This window comes from Streptomyces coeruleorubidus (assembly GCF_028885415.1).
Classification (GTDB): Bacteria; Actinomycetota; Actinomycetes; order Streptomycetales; family Streptomycetaceae; genus Streptomyces; species Streptomyces coeruleorubidus_A.
Genome location: NZ_CP118527.1, coordinates 473,571 through 493,185 on the forward strand (window position 1 = coordinate 473,571; position 19,615 = coordinate 493,185).

The window sequence follows — 19,615 nt, forward strand, 5'->3', positions numbered from 1 at the left end:
GACGCGTTTGCGCACTACAGGGCGGCCGCCAGCTCGGTGCCCTGCTTGATGGCGCGCTTGGCGTCCAGTTCCGCGGCGACGTCGGCGCCGCCGATGAGGTGGGCGCTGCGCCCGGCCGCGATCAGCTCCTCGTACAGGCCGCGACGCGGCTCCTGGCCGGTGCACAGCACGATCGTGTCGACCTCCAGCACGGTGCTCTCGCCGTCGATCGTGATGTGGAGTCCGGCGTCGTCGATCCGGTCGTAGCCGACGCCCGGGACCATGGTGACGCCGCGGTGCTTGAGTTCGGTGCGGTGGATCCAGCCGGTGGTCTTGCCGAGCCCGGCGCCGACCTTGGAGGTCTTGCGCTGGAGCAGGTGGACGGTGCGCGGCGGGGCGGGCCGCTCGGGCGCGGCGAGGCCGCCGGGGGCGCGGTAGTCCAGGTCGACGCCCCACTGGCGGAAGTACGTCTGCGGGTTCTCGTGCGCCTTGTCGCCGCTGTCCGTGAGGTACTCGGCGACGTCGAAGCCGATGCCGCCCGCGCCGAGGATCGCGACCCGGTCGCCGACGGGGGCGCCGTCGCGCAGGACGTCGAGGTAACCGAGGACGCTCGGGTGGTCGATGCCGGGGATGTCGGGGGTGCGCGGGGTGACGCCGGTGGCGACGACGACCTCGTCGAAGTCGTCGACGTCCCCGGCCCCGACGGGGGTGTTCAGCCGTATGTCGACGCCGTGCCAGTCGAGGTGGGTGCGGAAGTAGCGGAGCGTCTCGTCGAACTCCTGCTTGCCGGGGACCTTGCGGGCGACGTTGAGCTGGCCGCCGATCTCGCTCGCCGCGTCGAACAGCGTCACCTCGTGCCCGCGTTCGGCGGCCGAGACCGCGCAGGCCAGCCCCGCCGGACCGGCGCCGACGACCGCGACGCGCTTGCGCAGCCGGGTCGGGGAGAGCACCAGTTCGGTCTCGTGGCAGGCCCGCGGGTTCACCAGGCAGGAGGTGATCAGGCCGCTGAACGTGTGGTCGAGGCAGGCCTGGTTGCAGCCGATGCAGGTGTTGATCGCCTCGGGCCGGCCGGCGGCGGCCTTGATGACGAAGTCGGGGTCGGCGAGCATCGGGCGGGCCATCGACACCATGTCGGCCACGCCCTCGGCGAGCAACTCCTCGGCGAGTTCGGGGTGTTGATGCGGTTGGTGGTGACGAGCGGGACGGACACCTCGCCCATGAGCCGCTTGGTGACCCACGTGTACGCGCCGCGCGGCACGGAGGTCGCGATGGTGGGGATGCGGGCCTCGTGCCAGCCGATGCCCGTGTTGATGATCGTCGCCCCGGCGGCCTCGACGGCCTTGGCGAGGGTGATCACCTCGTCGAGCGTCGAGCCGCCCGGGACGAGGTCGAGCATGGACAGCCGGTAGACGACGATGAAGTCCTCGCCGACCGCCTCGCGCACCCGCCGCACGATCTCCAGGGGGAAGCGCATGCGGTTCTCGTACGAGCCGCCCCAGCGGTCGTTGCGCTGGTTGGTCTGCCGGGCGATGAACTCGTTGATGAGGTAGCCCTCGGAGCCCATGATCTCGACCCCGTCGTAGCCGGCCTGCCGGGCGAGGCGGGCGGCGCGTGCATAGTCGTCGATGGTCCGCTCGATGTCGGCGTCGGTGAGCTCCCGGGGCGGGTAGGGGCTGATCGGCGCCTGGAGCGGACTCGGCGCGACCAGGTCCTGGTGGTAGGCGTACCGGCCGAAGTGCAGAATCTGCAGGGCGATCCGCCCGCCCTCGCGGTGCACGGCGTCGGTGATGACCCGGTGCTGCTCGGCCTCCGCCTCGGTGGTGAGCTTCGCGCCGCCCTCGTACGGGCGCCCCTCGTCGTTGGGCGCGATGCCGCCGGTGACGATCAGGCCCACTCCCCCGCGGGCGCGGGCGGCGTAGAAGGCGGCCATGCGGGCGAAACCGCCCTCGGCCTCCTCCAGACCGACGTGCATGGAGCCCATGAGGACCCGGTTGGGCAGGGTCGTGAAGCCCAGGTCGAGGGGGGTCAGCAGGTGCGGGTAACGGCTCATCGGGCCCTCCGTGCGCGGTGTCGTGTCTGTAGTTGTAGAGGACCGCCGACCTTTTATGCAACTAGTTGCACAAGGTGACGGAGGGCACAGTAGGTCCATGACCAGGGATCTTGGCCTTTCCTCCTCCGTGGTGGAGCTCGCCGGCGAGCTCATTCGCCGCCCGAGCCGCGCCGGCATCGACGACCACGAGCCCGTCCTGGCCGTCCTCGAGGACTGGCTCGCCGGCCGGGGCCTGCCGCACCGGCGTCTCCACGACGACGCCCGCCGCCCGGTCGCGCTGCTGGTGGAGATCACGGGCGGCCGGCCCGGGCCCTGGTGGGCTCTGGACGCCTGCGTGGACACCGCGCCGTACGGAGACGAGTCGGCCTGGTCCTTCCCGCCCGACGCCGGGGACGTCGTCGACGGGCGGCTGCGGGGCAGGGGCGCGGCCGACTCGAAACTCGCCGCGGCCCTGTTCTGCCACATCGCGGCCGAGCTGCACGGCCGGGCCGGTGAGCTGCGCGGCGGACTCGCGGTACTGCTGGACGCCGACGAGCACACGGGCGGCTTCGGGGGTGCCCGGGCGTATCTCGCCGACCCGGAAGCGCCCCGCCCGGCCGGGGTGATGATCGGCTACCCGGGACTGGAGGAGGTCGTGGTCGGCGGGCGCGGACTGTGGCGGGCCAGGATCGCCGTGCACGCGACCTCAAGGCACTCCGGGTCGAGCCGGGCGACGGTCGGGGCGGTGTCGCGCGCGGCGCACCTCGTACGACTGCTGGACGACTCCCCGCTGCCCGGCGTGAGCGGGGAGTTCCCGCTGCCGCCGAAGCTGACGGTGACCTTCTGTCACGGCGGCGAGGGCTTCTCCGTCGTCCCGGACCTGTGCGAGGTCGGCGTCGACATCCGTACGACACCCGGGTTCGGCGCCCGAGCTGCCGAGGCCCTGGTCCGGGCGGCGGTGAGCGAGCTGGACGAGCGGTCGCCCGCACCGCGGCCGACCGAGGTCACGGCGGTCGCGGTCTGGCCGCCGTACCGGCTGGCCGAGGACGAGCAGCCCGCCGCCGCGCTCCTGGGGGCGGCGGCGGGCGAGGGACTGCGGGTGCGGGCCAAGACTGCGGGCCCGTCGAACATCGGCAATCTGCTGGCGGCCGAGGGCATCCCGGCCACGGCCGGTTTCGGGCTGCCGTACGAGGGACTCCACGGGTGGACGAACGCGTGAGCCTCGCGGAGCTGCCCGTGGTGCACGCCGTCTACCGGCGGGCCGTCCTCGGCCTGATGGGGGTGTGAGGGCCGGTCACCGGCTCATGAACTCAAGAGGGGCGGTCACCGGCTTTCGAGGCGCACGTGCAGTTCCTTCTCCTGGTCGCCGGAGACCGTGCTCAGGTCCCGCACGGCGAACAGCGAGTCCAGCCTCATGCGGAACTGCTCGATCGCCCAGTAACCGCCGTGCAGGTCGGCGTCGACGGAGGACGACAGCCGGGCCGGTCGCGCGCCCTCGTGCGTGTCGGCGACGTCGAACGTGCCGAGCCACACGGTCGGGCGGGTCTCGTGCAGATCCTCCGGTACATCGTCGGCGCACCGGTCGGACTCGAAGCAGGCGCACAGCGTGTCGAACACGATCCGGGCGTCCTGCTTGCTGCACCCGCTGATCTCCACCGAGACGTTGTGGGGATGCGGTTGCTCAGGGTCCATCGTGATCGCTCCTCTCGTGACGTATCCGCCCCTACCCCAGCAAAGCACCACCTTCTGCCGAGCACTACCGGCGGTGCCCCTGCCGGGCCGACGGCTTTACGGAGCGGGTGGCTCCGGGTTGGGGGATGGTGGAAGGTGACGCAAGGGGCCTCGGATCGGTGGGCTGCACGCGGTAGAACAGCGGTACAACATGGGGTGTCGGCACCGTGACGGCGTGCCGCGAGATCGGCGAAGGCAGGGCGTGGGATGAGTGCAGCCGGGACTCCCATGGCCGAGGGCGACGAGCCCGCGCGCGGGCCGGCGCGGCCGAGCGGGCTGCTCGACGTCCTGCGTGTGGCCTCGGTGGTCCTGGACGCCGAGGGCCGCATCGTGCTGTGGAGCCCTCAGGCGGAGGAGCTGTTCGGGTACGAGGCGCGGGAGGCGCTGGGGCAGTACGCCGCCCGGATCATGGTCCACGAGCAGCACCTCGACCTCGTGGTCAAGCTGTTCGCGGACGTCATGGGCACCGGCCAGAGCTGGGCCGGGGCCTTCCCCGTCCGGCGCAAGGACGGCACCACGCGGCTCGTGGAGTTCCGCAACATGCGGCTGCTGGACGACCAGGGGGACGTCTACGCGCTCGGTCTGTGCGCCGACCAGTCGACCGTGCACCGTCTCGAGCGCGAGGTGGCGCTGTCGACGCGAATGATCGCCCAGTCCCCGATCGGGCTGGCCGTGCTGGACACCGATCTGCGGTACGTCTCGGTCAACCCGGCACTGGAGGAGCTCAACGGCGTGCCGGCCGAGGAGCACCTGGGCCGGACGGTCCGCGAAGTGGTGCCGCGGATGGACGTCGACGCCCTGGAGGCCGCGGCGCGCCGGGTGCTGGACACCGGGCAGCCGGTCGTCGACCAGTCCACGATCGGCCGCACGCCGGCCGACCCGCACCGGGACCACGCCTGGTCGATCTCGCTGTACCGGCTGGAGAACGCCTTCGGGACCGTGCTGGGCGTGGCCGTCTCGATCGTCGACGTCACCGAGCAGTACCGGGCGGGCATCGAGGCCGAGGCCGCGCGGCGCCGCCTGGCCGTGATCGCCGACGCCTCCGGCCGCATCGGCACCTCGCTGGACCTGGACCGCACGGCCCGCGAGCTCGCCGACGTGGCCGTGCCGGAACTCGCCGACATCGCGGCCGTCGACCTGCTGGACACCGTGGTGCAGGGCCGGCGCACCAGCCTCGGCCCGGCCGAGGGGCCGTCATCCGAGCGCTGGCGGTCCAGGGGTACGACTCCGCCGAGGCGCTGGTGGCGGCCGACCCGCCCGGGCAGGTGGCCCGGTACGCGCCCGACCGGCTCGTCACCGAGTGCGTGCGCACGGCCAGTGCCGTGATGCTGCCGGAGGTCAAGGACGAGGACCTGCCGCGCATCGCCCGGTCCCCGGAGGCGGCCGAGCTGCTGGGCCGGGCCGGGGTCCACTCGTATCTGGCGGTGCCGCTGATCGCGCGCGGCGAGGTGCTGGGCGCCCTGGACCTCAAACGCACCCGCAATCCGCTGCCGTTCACCGAGGACGACCTGCTGCTGGCCCGCGAGCTGGCCGCGCGGGCCGCCGTGCAGATCGACAACGCCCGCTGGTACCAGAGCGCCCGCGACACCGCGCTCACCCTCCAGCGCAGCCTGCTGCCCAGCCATCCGCCCGTGACGGGCGGGCTGGAGGTCGCCTCCCGCTACCAGCCGGCCGGGGCCACGAGCGAGGTGGGCGGCGACTGGTTCGACGTGATCGGTCTGGAGGGCGGCAAGACCGCGCTCGTGGTGGGTGACGTAATGGGCAGCGGCATCCCGGCGGCGGCGGCCATGGGGCGGCTGCGAACGGCGACCAACACGCTGGCCTCCCTCGACCTGGATCCGGCCCAGCTCCTGGAACACCTCGACAAGATCACCTCAGGACTGGAACAGGCCATCGCCACCTGCGTCTACGCCGTCCACGACCCGCATCTGCGACAGTGCCGGATCGCCAACGCCGGGCATCTGCCGCCGGTGCGCGTCCGGCCCGGGCGGCCTCCCGAGCTGCTCGACCTGCCGACCGGGGTGCCGCTCGGCGTCGGGGGTGTCGCCTTCTCCACGACGACCGTCGACCTGGAGCCGGGCGACCGGCTGGTGTTCTACACCGACGGTCTCGTCGAGACCCGGCGCGACTCGCTCGACGAACGGCTCGACACGCTGCTGTCCCTGCTCGAAGGGCCCGACCGCCCGCTGGAGGAGGTCTGCGACCTGCTGCTGCGCACCCTGCACGAGCCGGACAACTTCGACGACGTGGCGCTGCTCATCGCGCGGGCGACGGCACCTGATTGAGGGGCCGCCGCCGTCGTTCGGCCGTTACGGTGCGACGCCGATCACCACATGGGCGTACAGCTCCTCCGAGACGGCCAGGTGTGCCGTCAGGCCGTTGCGCTCGAAGGTGTCGAGGGCGGTCGGTGCCTGCCGGCGGCTCGTCTCCACCAGGACGCAGCCGCCGGGCGCGAGCCAGCGGGGCGCCTCGGCCGCGACCCGGCGCAGGACGTCGAGGCCGTCCGTACCACCGTCGAGGGCGACCAGCGGCTCGTGTGCCCGGGCCTCCGGCGGCAGCAGGCCGATCTCGTCGCTCGGCACGTACGGCACGTTGGCCGCGAGGATGCCGACGCGGCCCCGCAGGTCGCCGGGCAGTGCCTCGAACAGGTCGCCCTGGTGGACGTGGCCGCCGGCGGCGGCGACGTTGCCCCGGGCACAGCGCACCGCGGCGGGGTCGATGTCGGCGGCGTGCAGTTCGACGGGGCCGAGTCCGGCGGCCAGCGCCGCGCCGACGGCACCCGAGCCGCAGCACAGGTCCACGACGACGCTCGCGGCGGGCGCCCGGGCCAGGGCCTGCTCGACCAGGAACTCGGTGCGGCGGCGCGGCACGAAGACGCCCGGGGCGACGGTGATGCGCAGGCCCCGGAACTCGGCCCAGCCGACGACGAGTTCGAGGGGCAGACCCGCGACGCGGCGTTCGACCATGTCGGCGGCTTCGGCGGGGGTGCGGGCGGTGGCGAGGATCAACTCGGCCTCGTCCTCGGCGAAGACGCAGCCAGCGGTGCGCAGGGCGACGACGACGGAGTCACGGGAGGACGGTGGAACGGGAGACACGGAAGGCATGGAAGCCAGGAGCCTTTCGAGATTCGAAGGGCGCTCCTGCGGTCGCCTACGGCCGGCGATCCGCGCGACATCGAGGAGTGAGCACCCGGGCTGACACAGCGGTAATGGGTCTCACCTCCTCGGCTCGGCGACGGCTGGGTCCGTCCACAGCCGGCGGCAACACTACCCGACGGGCCGGCGGACCAGTACGGCACGGCCGTGTGCCGCCCCCGCCGACAGGGCGGTCGGACAGGTTGTTGTCGGGCGCGCCGCACGTACGGCCCAGGGGCGCGTCCCACGTACGCACGGCCAGGAGCGCGCCCCACGTACGCACGACCAGGAGCGCGCCCCACGTACGGTTGAATACGCAATCACTGATCACGTCGGCCCGGCGGGGCACCGTCGGCCCGGCCCGGAGGCACACCGCATGCACATCACCCGAGGCTTCACCGGGCGCCCACGCGTGGACGACCCCGGTCTGCCGCCCGGCCAGTACGACGCGGGCGACGACTGGCCCGTGCTGTCCGCCGAGGTCACTCCCGATCTCGCGCCCGCCGACTGGACCTTCCGTGTCGACGGTCTGGTGGAGGAGCCCCGCACCTGGGACTGGGAGGATGCGCACCGGCTGCCGCCGTCGGCGTACGAAGGCGCCATCCACTGTGTGACGAGCTGGTCGAAGTTCGGGGTGCGGTTCGCGGGGGTGTCCCTGGACACGTTCTGGGATGTGGTCCGGCCCCATGGGTCGGCGACCCATGCCGTCGCCTACTCGCACACCGGCTACACCACGAACCTCCCGCTCGCCGACCTGACCGGCGGGCGCGCCTGGATCGCGTGGGAGTACGACGGCAGGCCGCTCGCCCCCGAGCACGGCGGTCCGGCGCGGCTGCTGGTGCCGCACCTGTACTTCTGGAAGAGCGCCAAATGGATTGCGGGCCTGCGGGTCCTCGACCACGACGAGCCGGGTTTCTGGGAGCGGAACGGCTATCACGAGCGGGGCAACCCCTGGGAGGAGCAGAGGTACTCCGGTGACTGACACGTTCGTGCCGCCCACGCGGTTCGCCGTGCCCGGGCGCATCGCCGTGAGCGAGCAGGCCGCATCCGTCTGGCAGACGGCCACGCTGACCGGGATCCGCCGCGAGACCGCGCGTGCCGGCACCTTCCGGTTCGCCGTGCCGGGCTGGCCGGGGCACCTGCCCGGCCAGCATCTGATGGTGCGGCTGACCGCCGAGGACGGTTATGTGGCCCAGCGCCACTACTCGATCGCGTCCGCGCCGGACGACTCCGGGCACGTCGAACTGACCCTGGACCACGTCGAGGGCGGCGAGGTCTCGGGCTGGTTCCACAGCGTCGCCCGGCCCGGCGACCAGGTCGAGGTGCGGGGCCCGGTGAGCGGCTTCTTCGCCTGGCCGGGCGACCGGCCCGCGCTGCTGATCGGCGCCGGCTCCGGCGTCGTGCCGCTGATGTCGATGGTCCGGCACCACCGGGCGCGGAATCTGACCGTGCCGCTGCGGCTGCTGGTGTCCGCGCGCAGCCCCGAGGAGCTCATCTATGCCCGGGAGTTGGGCGCCGAGACGACGCCCGTGTTCACCCGGAGCGCGCCGGAGGGTGTGCCGGTGGGACGTATGGCGGCCGCACATGTGGCGCCGCTCCTGGCCGAGCAGCCTTCCGGTGGGTGGGAGGCCTATGTGTGCGGCTCCAACTCCTTCGCCGAGCACGCCTCCCGGCTGCTCGTGACGGCCGGTCAGCCGGTGGACCGCATCCGGATCGAGCGGTTCGGCTGATCCCGACGGCGGCCCTCCTCCGGTGGTGTCACAGGGGTGGCGTTGGCTCGCCATCGGGCTGGAGGCGGTCCGTCGTGTGCGCGGCCCGGTGTTTCGCCGGGGCCGGCCCGGGCACTCCGGCCGGAGGGCTGAGGGCTCCGGCACGCGGCGACCCGGGCCGTGCCGAGCGATCGAGGTCTGTCGGAGGGGGTACCCGACCCGTGTGGGCACTCGCACGCGTGACGTGACGCGGAGGGAGCGGCGACGCCGCCACCGCACGGCCGGTCCGGCCCTCCGGCGGCGGTGACGGCGAGGAGGTCGACATGCGAACCCGGGTGCGCGGCTGGCGTTGGCGGCGCAGTCCGCTGCGGCGCCGGTCGGATGTCGTCGAGGCGTGGACGGTGCTGGTGGTCGCCGTCCTGATACTCGTGGGCGCGCCTGTGGTGGGGGCCGCCGCCGCCTGGTGGGCCCATGGCGAGGCGCGGTCGGTATCGGCGGAGCAACAGGCCGAGCGTCATCGCGTCCGTGCCGAGGTCGTCGGCAGGAAGGGCGACTCGCTGCCGACGGTGCAGGCCGGCGGGCAGCACGCGTACCGGGCCACGGTGCGCTGGACGGAACCGGGCGAGGGCACGCGCACCGCGACGGCACGGGTCCCCGGGGGCACCCGGCCGGGTGCGGTCGTGGACGTGTGGTTCGACTCCCGGGGGCGGAGCGTGACCCCGCCGGTGGACGGCACCGGGGTCTGGCAGCACACCCTCACCATCGGCACGTGCGCCGCGGGCGGTGTGGTGCTCGTGGTGCTCCTCGGCCACTCCGTCGTGCGCCGGGTCGCCCTGCGCCGCCGGCTGGCCGAGTGGGAGCGGGAGTGGGCCCTTACGGAGCCGGAGTGGACGCGGCGCGACGCGTGACGCGACCGATAAACGGCAGGTGAACGGGTTACGGCAAAAGACCTGGCGAGTCCTCCGACCGCACACGTAGTGTGATCATCCGCACTGTGTCCGCAGCCGTTCCTCACCCAAGGCGGTCCTACATGGCCCTGTTCGACCTTCCTCTCGACGAACTCCGCGAGTACCGCAGCGCGTCCACCGAGCCCGAGGACTTCGACGCGTTCTGGTCCAAGACGCTTCAGGAGGCCCGCGAGCACGACCTGGACGCCCGGTTCGAACCGGTCGACACGGGACTGTCCACTGTGCAGGTGTTCGACGTGACGTTCGCCGGGTTCGGCGGTCATCCGGTCAAGGGCTGGCTGACACTGCCGGCCGGGGCGGACGGCCCGCTGCCGCTGGTCGTGGAGTTCATCGGCTACGGCGGAGGACGCGGGCTGCCGCACGAGCATCTGCTGTGGGCGTCCACGGGCCGGGCGCACTTCGTGATGGACACCCGCGGGCAGGGCAGCGCCTGGGGCGCGGGCGGCGGCACTGCCGACCCGGTAGGCGGCGCGCCCGCGTACCCCGGTTTCATGACGCGGGGGATGGACGCGCCGGAGAACTACTACTACCGCCGGGTGTTCACGGACGCCGTGCGTGCCGTGGAGGCGGCCCGCTCGCACCCGCTCACCGACCCGACGCGCACGGTCGCTGTCGGCGGCAGCCAGGGCGGCGGCATCACGATCGCGGTGGGCGGTCTGATACCGGACCTGGCGGGCATCGCGCCGGACGTGCCGTTCCTGTGCGACTATCCGCGCGCGGCGACGATCACGGACCGTCACCCTTACCGGGAGATCGGCCTGTACCTCAAGACGCACCGCGGCCGCACCGAGCAGGCGCTGCGCACGCTCTCCTATTTCGACGGCGTCCACTTCGCCGCCCGCGGCGGGGCTCCCGCGCTGTTCTCGGCCGCCCTGGAGGACCAGACCTGCCCGCCCTCGACCGTCTTCGCGGCCTTCAACGCCTGGAGCCACGAGGACAAGACGATCGAGGTGTACGACTTCAACGACCACGAGGGCGGCGGCCCCTTCCAGGAGGCGGCCAAGCTGCGCTGGATGCGCTCGTACATCTGATTCCGCCGCCGGCCGGTGAGTGATCCGGCCGTTTCACCGGCGGCAGCCTTCCACCAAGTCCGACCAGTCGGTACGTTCCTCACGCCCGGCCGCTCCTCGGCGGCCCGGCCCGGCGAGGTGGTGGAGGGGCCCATGTCAGAGCACGAGGCGCAGGTGCGCGGTCACTGCGACGCGCGTTTCACGGCGGTACGCAGGGCGTTCGAGGAGAACTTCCGGGAACGGGGCGAACTGGGTGCCGCGGTGGCCGTCACCATCGGCGGCAGGACGGTGGTGGACCTGTGGGGCGGCTGGGCCGACGCGGCACACACCCGGCCGTGGGAACAGGACACGCTGGTCAACGTGTGGTCCACGACCAAGGGGCCGGTGGCACTGTGTGCGCACATCCTCGCCGACCGGGGGCTGCTGGATCTGGACGCGCCGGTGGCCGTGTACTGGCCGGAGTTCGCCGCGGCGGGCAAGGAGAAGGTCCTCGTACGGCACCTGCTGTCCCACCGCGCCGGTCTGGCCGGGCTGCGCGAACCGCACTCGCTGGAGCAGCTCTGCGACTGGGAGCTGACCACACAGCGGCTCGCGGCGACGCAGCCCTGGTGGGAACCGGGAACCAGGTCCGGCTATCACGCGCTGACCTACGGCCATCTGGTCGGCGAGGTCGTCCGGCGGGTGTCGGGGCTGATGCCGGGGGCCTTCTTGGAGCGGGACGTGACCGGGCCGCTCGGCATCGACTTCCGCATCGGCCTGCCGGAGAAGGACTCCGGGCGGGTGGCCGAGCTGGTCCAGCCGCCGGTCGCGGCGAGCAATGAACAGGCCGCTGTCTTCGCCCAGTTGGGGCCCGCGGCGATCGCCGCGCTGACCAACCCCCCGGTGTCCGCCGCCGCGGCGGGCACGCCCGGGTGGCGGGCCGCCGAGATTCCCGCGGCGAACGGGCACGGCACCGCGCGTGCGGTAGCCGAGCTCTACGGCCTCTTCGCGGGGCGCGGTTCCCACGGAGGCCACCGCGTCCTGTCCCCCGAGGCGGCCGAGCGGGTGCGCGAGGGACAGGGCAGCTGCCGGGATCTGGTGCTGGGCGCCGGGTTCGAGGGCGAGACCGAGGCGGGGCTCGGGCTGTGGCTCAGCGGATCCAACGGCTCCTACGGGCCCAACCCGCGCGCTTTCGGTCATGACGGCTTCGGCGGCTCCTGCGGGCTCGCCGACCCGGAGGCGGACGTGTCGCTGGGGTACGTGATGAACCGTATGGGGCCTCATATCGCGAACGACCCGCGCAAGATGGCGTTGGTCGACGCCCTGTACAGCGCGCTGTGACGGCCGGCTCGCGGCGGGCCGGTTTCGGCCGAACCGCCCGGCCACCCTTCCGGGCTGATTTAGACCAATGCTGGACCTGGTGGCGCACCGAGCCCGCACGGCTACCGAACGTCACCAACAGGAGGCGGGCATGGACCGCACCACCCCGCACGACCACCCGACGGCCGAAGGAGAGCCCCTGTACCGGCGGATCGCCACGGAGTTGCTCGGCGAACCGCGCGACGGCACCGTGCCGCCCGGCGAACGGCTGCCGGGCGAGCGGCGGCCGGCCGGGCACTTCGGGGTCAGCCGGGAGACCGTACGGCAGGCGCTGGAGCTGCTGCGCCGCGACGGTCTCGTCGCCACCGACCGGCGCGGCAGCCACGCCGCACTGCCCGGCCTGCCGGTCGAGACCCCGACCTCGCTCACCTTCCCGGTCGGCGCCCGCGCCGCGACCCCGGGCACGGTGGCCCGCGCCACCATGGCCTGGGAGCCGGCCTCCCCCCACTGCTTGAACGGCGTGGGAGGCGCCCCCATCCCCGACCGCGCCGACGGCACCGCCGCCGCGCAGCTGTGGCGGGCCTACGACTGGATGCGCCGGGCCGGCCTGACCCTGCACCACCGCGACGCCATCACCCGCCTCGCGAGCACGCCGTCGGTACGGGTCACCCGGCGCGTGCACGACCAGTACGCGCGCCCGCTGGAGATCACCGACCTCGTGGTGGACGCCCAACGGGACGCGCTGGTCTACGAGTTCACCCTGCCGGGCCGGACCCCGACGCCGAGCGGCGCGTGAAGCGGCCGGGGTCGCTCAGACCCCTGGTCGGGTACGCCCCGGCCCCGCTGCCCGGCACCGGCGGCGCGAACCCGGGATCACGGAGATCATCGAGAGGAAGCTCAGGATCACACCCGAGACCCCACCGAGAGGATGCTTCATGAGCACGTTCACCACGTCCGACGGAACCGAGATCTACTACAAGGACTGGGGCGAGGGACAGCCCGTGGTGTTCAGCCACGGCTGGCCCCTCAACGCGGACGCCTGGGACGGTCAGGCGCGTCTGGTCGCCGAGAACGGGTTCCGGGCGATCGCGCACGACCGCCGCGGGCACGGCCGCTCGGGTCAGCCGTGGCAGGGCAACCACATGGACCGGTACGCCGACGACCTGGCCGAACTGATCGAGGCGCTGCACCTCGACGACGCGGTCCTGGTGGGCCATTCGACCGGCGGCGGCGAGGTGGCCCGTTACATCGGGCGGCACGGGACCGCGCGGGTCGCCAAGGCCGTACTGCTGGGCGCGGTGCCGCCGCTGATGCTGCGGAAGGAGGCCAATCCGGAGGGCACCCCGAAGGAGGCCTTCGACGGCATCCGCACCGCCGTGGCGGCAGACCGCTCGCAGTTCTACTGGGAGCTGAGCGAGAGCTTCTACGGCTTCAACCGGCCCGGGGCCGCCGTGTCGGAGGGCATGCGGCGGGCGTTCTGGATGTGGAGCATGCAGGCCGGGCTGAAGGGCGCCTACGACTGCGTCGCGCAGTTCTCGGAGACCGACTTCACCGAGGACCTGCGGCGGATCGACGTGCCGACGCTGGTCGCGCACGGCGACGACGACCAGATCGTGCCGATCGGCGCCGCGGCCCAGCGGACCGCCCAGCTCGTCAAGGACGCCACGCTGAAGGTGTACCCGGGCGCCCCGCACGGTCTGGTGGGCGACTTCGAGAAGGCGTTCAACGACGATCTGCTGAACTTCCTGCGCGACTGACTAGTCCGGCGTCCGGGCCACGACCAGCCGCACCCGGGGGCTGCCGTCCCGTCGTCGCCCGAACTCCGGCAGCGCGTGGAGATCCACCCGGAAGCCGGTCCGGGCCAGCTCACGTCGCACGTCCCCGAAGCGGAACGCGCGGTAGTACATGACGAACGGAGGCCGCCACAGCGCGTTCCGCACCCGCATCACCGTGTCGAAGCCGAGCAGCATCCAGTAGCCGAGCGAGCCCGGGCGGGGCGGGGCCACCAGCGGGAACGCGAAGCAGCCGCCCGGCCGCAGGACGGAGCGGACCTGCGCGAACAGTCCGGGCAGCTCGCGGGGCAGGAAGTGCCCGAAGGCCCCGAAGCTCACCACCAGGTCGAAGACGGGCCCGAAGGGCAGGGCACGGGCGTCCGCGCGGACGAAGGAGACGGGCGGCCCCGCCGGCCGGACCCGTTCCCGGGCCACGTCGAGCATGCCCGCGCTGAAGTCGACACCGACGACCGCTCCCGGCACACCCCCGCCAGCACACCTACGCCCGCGCCGGTACCGCAGCACAGGTCGAGCCCGGCGTCGAAGGGTCCTGTCCGCCGCAAGTCCGACTCGACGGCGTCGAGGACCGCGTCGGGCGTCCGGAAGGGGGTGTGGTCGAACTTCGGCGCGAGGAGGTCGTAGCCGCGCTCGACGGACGACAGCGCCTGGACGGCGAGTTCGCGCAGACTGGGGCCTTCGGGGCTGAACATCGGCTCAGCCTAGAGGAGCTCGCTGCTTGAGGATCGTGAGCACGCGCGCGCCAGCGGAGGTTCTCCTCCTCGAAGGCGATGCCTCCCATCAGCGTGAGGTAAGGGCCGATGCGGTCGGCCTCCCGCAGGTACTCCTCCTCGCTGCGGCCGGCCAGGAGGCGTTCGCGGACGCGCTCGTAGCGGGCGAGCTTGCCGCGGGCCCACTCCTCACGCTCCTCGACCAGCGCACGGGTGGCCTCGGGGTCCGTCCCGTCCATGGCCTGGATCTTGATGAGGAGTTCGTCGCGGATGGTTCGACAGCTCGTAGCCCGAGGCCTCGCCCTCCAGGAGAGCGGCCAGCACGGCGCACTTGAGGGACATGTGGACACCGCATCAACGGTTGATTAAGCTACTCCGCACCTATTCAATTAGTTGACTAAGGACGGTCCGATGCGTGCATTCCGTGAGGCGGTCGAGGCGCTCGACCTCGACGCCGCCGAGGCGCTGCTGGCGCCGGACATCGTCTTCACCAGCCCGGTGGTGTTCAAGCCGTACACCGGAAAGCCGATCACGGCGGCGATCCTGCGCGCCGTCTCCGGTGTCTTCGAGGACTTCCGCTACGTGCGCGAGATCAACGACGTGAACGGCCGTGACCACGCCTTGGTCTTCACCGCGCGGGTGGGCGACCGGGAGATCAACGGCTGCGACTTCATCCATGTCGACGAGGACGGGCTCATCGACGAACTGACCGTGATGGTACGTCCGTTGTCGGCGGCGCAGGCGCTGGCGGCGGCCATGGGCGCGCAGTTCGAGCGGATCGCCGAGGAGGCGCGGGCACGCTCGGTGTGAGCGGACACGTCCGGCGGTCCGTTCCCCCGTTCTGCCGCATCCCGCGGCCCGTTCGCGGTTGGATGTCCCCATGACGTCCGCCGAGCACGACCGGCTGATGCGGGCCAACCAGGCGAACTGGGACGCCCGCACGCCCGTCCATCTCGCCAGCCGGTTCTACGGCCTCGACCAGGATCCCGACCCCGAGCGCTGGTTCGCGCCCTGGGAGTGGGAGGACCTCGGCGACCCGGCCGGCCGTGACGTGCTGCACCTCCAGTGTCACCTCGGCACGGAGACGATCGCCTTCGCACGACGCGGCGCCCGGGCCGTCGGCCTCGACTTCTCCGAGGCGTCCGTGGCGGCCGCGACCGGCATCGCCGCGAAGGCCGGCGCGGACGTGACCTACGTGCGGGCGAACGTGTACGACGCCGTCGAGGCCTTGGACGGGCGGCAGTTCGACGTCGTCTACACCGGCAAGGGCGCCCTGTGTTACCTGCCCGACCTGAACCGGTGGGCGGAGGTCGTCGGCCGGCTCCTGCGTCCCGGCGGCCGGTTGTACGTCGTCGAATTCCATCCCCTGCTCAACTCGCTCGGGCCGAAACCCGCTCCGGGCGAGGGCCCCGAGCTGCTCCTGCGCCACGACTACCTGGGCGGCGACGGTCCCGTGCACCGGGACGCGACCCACACGTACACGGACGGCCCGGCCGTCGAGGGCGCCACGGACAGCTACGAGTGGATGCACGGAATAGGCGAGGTCGTCAACGCGTTGACGGATGCGGGACTGGCCGTCCGGCGGCTGCGGGAAAGCGACGAACTTCCCTGGCCACGGTGGCCGCAGATGGTCCGCACGGAGTCCGGCTGGTGGCGACTGCCCGAGCCGCGGATCCCGCTGCTGTACGGGCTGCTGGCCACACGCTGACGTATATCTCCCTCCCCCGGCGCCCCGTCGGGTGGTAATCTGCGAACAGCACTTGTGCACGCCCCCTTCTGTGGGCGCCGGTGCGGTTCTCCATTTCTCTCCATCATTTCCGGCACTTCGACTTGCTCAGTCGCACCCGAGGTGCTGTTCCCCGCCGCCGGAGGCATGTTTCGCGCCCTCCCTCGCGGCTCTCTCCCCTTCCCTTCGCATGTCTCATGCCTGCCGTCCGTGAAAGGACACACCACCATGACCACCACACTCGACACCCCGCCCGCCCAGCAGCAGTCCGAGACCCGGACCGCCCTCGGCGTCCTCGACATCGACGCGAGCGGGAAGGGGCATCTGCGCGGCGAGAGCTGCCTGCCCACGCCCCTCGACCCTGCGGTCTCACCCGCCCTGATCCGCCGCCACGGCCTGCGCAAGGGCGACCTCGTCGAGGGCGCCCTGGGCGACCGGCGCGGGCTCACCGACGTCGCAAGGGTCAACGGCCGTACGCCCGCTGAACTGCGCGGCCGCCGGCACTTCCGGGACCTGACGCCGCTGCATCCGCAGAAGCGGCTCCGCCTCGAACACCCGGCCGCGGGGCTGGCCGGTCGGGTCGTCGACCTGATCGCACCGGTCGGCAAGGGCCAGCGCGGGCTTCTCGTGGCCCCGCCCAAGACCGGCAAGACCGTCATCCTCCAGCAGCTCGCGGCCGCCGTCACCGGCAACCATCCCGAGTGCCGGCTGATGATGCTGCTGCTCGACGAGCGGCCCGAGGAGGTCACCGACATGCGGCGCAGCGTGCGGGGCGAGGTGTACGCCTCGACCTTCGACCGGAGCGCCAAGCAGCACATCGCACTCGCCGAGCTCGTGATCGAGCGGGCCAAGCGGCTCGTCGAGGCGGGCGAGGACGTCGTGATCCTCCTCGACTCCCTCACCCGGCTGTGCCGGGCGCACAACAACGCGGCCGCCTCCGGAGGCCGCATCCTCACCGGAGGCGTCGACGCATCCGCGCTGACCGGACCCAAGCGGTTCTTCGGCGCCGCCCGGTCGGCCGAGGAGGGCGGTTCCCTCACGATCCTCGCGACGGCGCTGGTGGAGACCGGTTCCCGGGCCGACGACTTCTACTTCGAGGAACTGAAGAGCACCGGCAACATGGAGCTCCGGCTGAGCCGCGAACCGGCCTCCCGGCGTGTGTTCCCGGCCGTCGACATCATCCCCTCCGGCACCCGCCGCGAGGAACTCCTGCTGCCCCCGGCCGAGTTGGCGGCCATGCACGGCCTGCGGCGGGTCCTGCAGAACCGGGACGGGCAGGGCGCCCTGGAGACCCTCCTGGAACGCATGCGCGACACCCCGGACAACGCGACGTTCCTGCGGCGCATCCAGCCGACGCTGCCCTCGGACTGAGCCGCGACTGTCGCGTCAGCCGGATCCGCCTGTGCCCGCCCTGAGCAAGGACGCCCCGGCAGGCGTGAGGGTGTGCAGTACGGCCGGGCCGTGCCGGACGGTGGTGATGAGGCCCGCGTCGCGCAACGCGGTGGCGTGCCGACTGGCCGAGGACGCCGAGACACCGGCGGCACGGGCCATCTCGGCGGTCGTGGCGCCGGTGGAAGCGGCGCGCAGTGAGACCGCGCGAGCGCGGCCGAGGAGGTTGTTCAAGGGCCTGTCGTCGGCGTCGGCGCCGTACGGGGCGTCCGGCGAGCTCAGCTCGTGGAGCAGCGAGTACCAGAGCACGGGCGGCAGTTGGGGATCGGCGAAGGCGACCGGCTCGCCCCAGTTGAAGTACGAGGGGACGAGCGTGAGTCCACGGCCGTCCAGGTACAGGTCCCGGTCACCGGTCTGCTTGGGATAGCTGGCCTCCAGGACGGGAGGGCGCCAGCGCAGCATGGGCCCGAGCCCGGAGAGCATGCCCTCGACCCCGCCGTCCAGGAGCCCACGGCAGCGTGCCACCCGCTCCGCCTCGATCCGGGCCTGTGCCTGCTCCTCGTACGGGGCGACGACCGCGTCGTAGTACGCGCGCAGCATCCCCACGAACTCCTTGCGCGCCTCCAGCCCGGCCAGCTGCCCGGCCCAGGCGGGGGCACCCACCGTCCGGTCGAGGACGGCCATCTCCACCAGGATGCGTTCTGCAGGCGTGGCCACGATCGACTCCATGCCCGCGTCCAGGTCGCCCACGGCGTCGGCGGGGGTCAGGAAGTCCGGGAAGTACGCGGCCCTCGGGTACAGCGGCAGCAGGACACTCCGCAGGAGCCGCTCCAGCCCCTTCTCCCGCAGTTGCTGCCGTGCCGTGCGGTACCACTCGGCATAGGCCCACCGCCCTTTGCGGGACTGTAACCGGTGCATACTCGCGGCGATCTCCCACACCGGATCAGGTGCGGCGGCGACCCTGGTGCGCGCCAGGTCCACGTCGCTGAAGTGGATGCGGAGCATGTCGTCGTCCCCCTTTGAGTCGGCTTTCGCACTGTCATGCGACAGCCTTGCTTCGGCACGTCCGGCCGGGCGATCGTAGGCCGGGGACATCAGGACGCGATAAACGCGGGTTTGACGCACAGGGTGCGCTCGTTCATCTCCGTCTGCGCGAGCGCCGCGATCATCGCCGCCGCCGTCGGCCGCACGTGCGGCATCCGGGTGCTCGCGCGTGGTGTCCGGCCCGGTCGTCGCGGTGCGGAGCACATCCGTTTCTACGTTGATCGTATGATCATTGGATTCTCTTCCCGGGTGGCCGTGTCGGCCTGTGCGCTCTGTGCGGCAGGGCTTCTGGCCGTGATGCCCGCCGCGGCGGCCGGTTCCGACGGGACGGAACCCGGTCCGCCGGCCGGGCCGAGGGCGGCGGCCCCGCACCCCTCGCTGCTGTACCGCCCCGGCACCCAGGTCCGGCCGCGCGCCGGGGCGCCCCGTCTCCCGGAGACCTCCGCGCTGTCCTGGCTGGTGGCCGACGCCCGCACCGGCGAGGTGCTCGCCGCCCACAACGCGCACCGCAGGCTGCCCCCGGCCAGCACCCTGAAGACCCTCTTCGCCCTCACGGTGCTGCCGGCGCTGCCGGCAGGCATCCGGCACACGGTCCGCGAGGAGGAACTGAGGGGCGTCGGGGCCGGCAGCAGCCTGGTCGGGGTCACCGAGGGCCGTACCTACCGGGTCGCCGACCTGTGGCGGGGTGTCTTCCTCAACTCCGGCAACGACGCCGTGCGCGTCCTGGCCGAGCTCAACGGCGGCTGGCGGGCCACGGCCGAGCGCATGCAGGCCAGGGCCCGGTCCCTCGGCGCCCGCGACACGCGCGTGGTCTCCCCGGACGGCTACGACGCGCCGGGCCAGGTGTCGTCGGCGTTCGATCTGGCGGTCTTCGGCCGGGTCGGGCTGCGCAACCCCGACTTCGCGCGGTACTGCGCCACCGTCGAGGCCAGGTTCCCCGGCGGCGGAGGCTGGTCGTACCCGATCCGCAACACCAACCGGCTGCTGAGCGGCGCCCGTGGTGTGAAGCCGTACCGGGGGCTGATCGGCATCAAGAACGGCTACACCAGCAAGGCGGGCAGCACGCTCGTCGCGGCGGCGCGGCGGGACGGGCGCAC

General features: G+C 72.6%; 13 protein-coding genes and 6 pseudogenes. 13 read left to right on the top strand and 6 right to left on the bottom strand.

The window, feature by feature from the left end:
• Window positions 1-14 precede the first annotated feature (14 nt).
• Window positions 15-2,029, bottom strand: a pseudogene (locus tag PV963_RS02355) (FAD-dependent oxidoreductase).
• A 97-nt stretch (window positions 2,030-2,126) separates the two neighbouring features.
• Here PV963_RS02355 and PV963_RS02360 point away from each other — a divergent pair.
• Window positions 2,127-3,295, top strand: a pseudogene (locus PV963_RS02360) (M20 family metallopeptidase).
• A gap of 36 nt (window positions 3,296-3,331) precedes the next feature.
• On the opposite strand, the gene PV963_RS02365 reads toward PV963_RS02360, so the two are convergent.
• Entirely contained in the window at window positions 3,332-3,700 is a 369-nt protein-coding gene (locus tag PV963_RS02365) for a hypothetical protein (protein WP_274813916.1), read from the bottom strand.
• A 246-nt stretch (window positions 3,701-3,946) separates the two neighbouring features.
• Between PV963_RS02365 and PV963_RS02370 the strand changes: the two are divergent.
• Window positions 3,947-6,024: pseudogene (locus PV963_RS02370) on the top strand (SpoIIE family protein phosphatase).
• Between the two features lie 24 nt (window positions 6,025-6,048).
• Here PV963_RS02370 and PV963_RS02375 read toward each other — a convergent pair.
• The gene (locus PV963_RS02375; protein ID WP_274813917.1) at window positions 6,049-6,843 is read right to left on the bottom strand and encodes a putative protein N(5)-glutamine methyltransferase; all 795 of its coding nucleotides are present in this window, start codon (window positions 6,841-6,843) and stop codon (window positions 6,049-6,051) included.
• Window positions 6,844-7,249: 406 nt separating this feature from the next.
• Here PV963_RS02375 and PV963_RS02380 point away from each other — a divergent pair, with 406 nt between their 5' ends.
• The 7 genes from PV963_RS02380 to PV963_RS02410 all read left to right on the top strand — a co-directional run bounded on the left by PV963_RS02380 (window position 7,250) and on the right by PV963_RS02410 (window position 13,616).
• Window positions 7,250-7,855 (top strand): sulfite oxidase-like oxidoreductase, encoded by a 606-nt coding sequence (locus PV963_RS02380; protein WP_274813918.1) that lies wholly within the window; start codon window positions 7,250-7,252, stop codon window positions 7,853-7,855.
• Window positions 7,848-8,603, top strand: a complete 756-nt coding sequence (locus tag PV963_RS02385; protein ID WP_274813919.1) for a ferredoxin reductase — start codon at window positions 7,848-7,850, stop codon at window positions 8,601-8,603. Before PV963_RS02380 ends, PV963_RS02385 begins: the two co-directional genes overlap by 8 nt.
• 302 nt (window positions 8,604-8,905) lie before the next feature.
• Window positions 8,906-9,490, top strand: coding sequence for an Rv1733c family protein (locus PV963_RS02390; protein WP_274813920.1), 585 nt, complete (start codon window positions 8,906-8,908; stop codon window positions 9,488-9,490).
• Window positions 9,491-9,612: 122 nt separating this feature from the next.
• The gene (locus tag PV963_RS02395; protein WP_274813921.1) at window positions 9,613-10,581 is read left to right on the top strand and encodes an acetylxylan esterase; all 969 of its coding nucleotides are present in this window, start codon (window positions 9,613-9,615) and stop codon (window positions 10,579-10,581) included.
• A 132-nt stretch (window positions 10,582-10,713) separates the two neighbouring features.
• The gene (locus PV963_RS02400; protein ID WP_274813922.1) at window positions 10,714-11,880 is read left to right on the top strand and encodes a serine hydrolase domain-containing protein; all 1,167 of its coding nucleotides are present in this window, start codon (window positions 10,714-10,716) and stop codon (window positions 11,878-11,880) included.
• A 130-nt stretch (window positions 11,881-12,010) separates the two neighbouring features.
• Complete coding sequence (locus tag PV963_RS02405) at window positions 12,011-12,655, top strand: GntR family transcriptional regulator (RefSeq protein WP_274813923.1); 645 nt, start codon at window positions 12,011-12,013, stop codon at window positions 12,653-12,655.
• A 139-nt stretch (window positions 12,656-12,794) separates the two neighbouring features.
• Window positions 12,795-13,616 carry an alpha/beta fold hydrolase gene (locus PV963_RS02410; protein WP_274813924.1) on the top strand — a complete coding sequence of 274 codons (822 nt, stop codon included), beginning with the start codon at window positions 12,795-12,797 and terminating at the stop codon, window positions 13,614-13,616.
• On the opposite strand, the pseudogene PV963_RS02415 reads toward PV963_RS02410, so the two are convergent.
• Window positions 13,617-14,341 (bottom strand): annotated as a pseudogene (locus tag PV963_RS02415) (class I SAM-dependent methyltransferase).
• A 4-nt stretch (window positions 14,342-14,345) separates the two neighbouring features.
• A pseudogene (locus tag PV963_RS02420) lies at window positions 14,346-14,631 on the bottom strand (PadR family transcriptional regulator); the annotation flags it as partial.
• Between the two features lie 139 nt (window positions 14,632-14,770).
• Here PV963_RS02420 and PV963_RS02425 point away from each other — a divergent pair.
• The 3 genes from PV963_RS02425 to rho all read left to right on the top strand — a co-directional run bounded on the left by PV963_RS02425 (window position 14,771) and on the right by rho (window position 17,456).
• Window positions 14,771-15,169 (top strand): nuclear transport factor 2 family protein, encoded by a 399-nt coding sequence (locus PV963_RS02425; protein WP_274813925.1) that lies wholly within the window; start codon window positions 14,771-14,773, stop codon window positions 15,167-15,169.
• Window positions 15,170-15,239: 70 nt separating this feature from the next.
• Window positions 15,240-16,067, top strand: a complete 828-nt coding sequence (locus PV963_RS02430) for a class I SAM-dependent methyltransferase (RefSeq protein WP_274813926.1) — start codon at window positions 15,240-15,242, stop codon at window positions 16,065-16,067.
• A 246-nt stretch (window positions 16,068-16,313) separates the two neighbouring features.
• Entirely contained in the window at window positions 16,314-17,456 is a 1,143-nt protein-coding gene (gene rho / locus PV963_RS02435; protein WP_274813927.1) for a transcription termination factor Rho, read from the top strand.
• Between the two features lie 15 nt (window positions 17,457-17,471).
• On the opposite strand, the gene PV963_RS02440 is transcribed toward rho, so the two are convergent.
• Window positions 17,472-18,479 (bottom strand): helix-turn-helix domain-containing protein, encoded by a 1,008-nt coding sequence (locus PV963_RS02440; protein WP_274813928.1) that lies wholly within the window; start codon window positions 18,477-18,479, stop codon window positions 17,472-17,474.
• Window positions 18,480-18,815: 336 nt separating this feature from the next.
• Between PV963_RS02440 and PV963_RS02445 the strand changes: the two are divergent.
• Window positions 18,816-19,580, top strand: a pseudogene (locus PV963_RS02445) (D-alanyl-D-alanine carboxypeptidase family protein); the annotation flags it as partial.
• Window positions 19,581-19,615 lie beyond the last annotated feature (35 nt).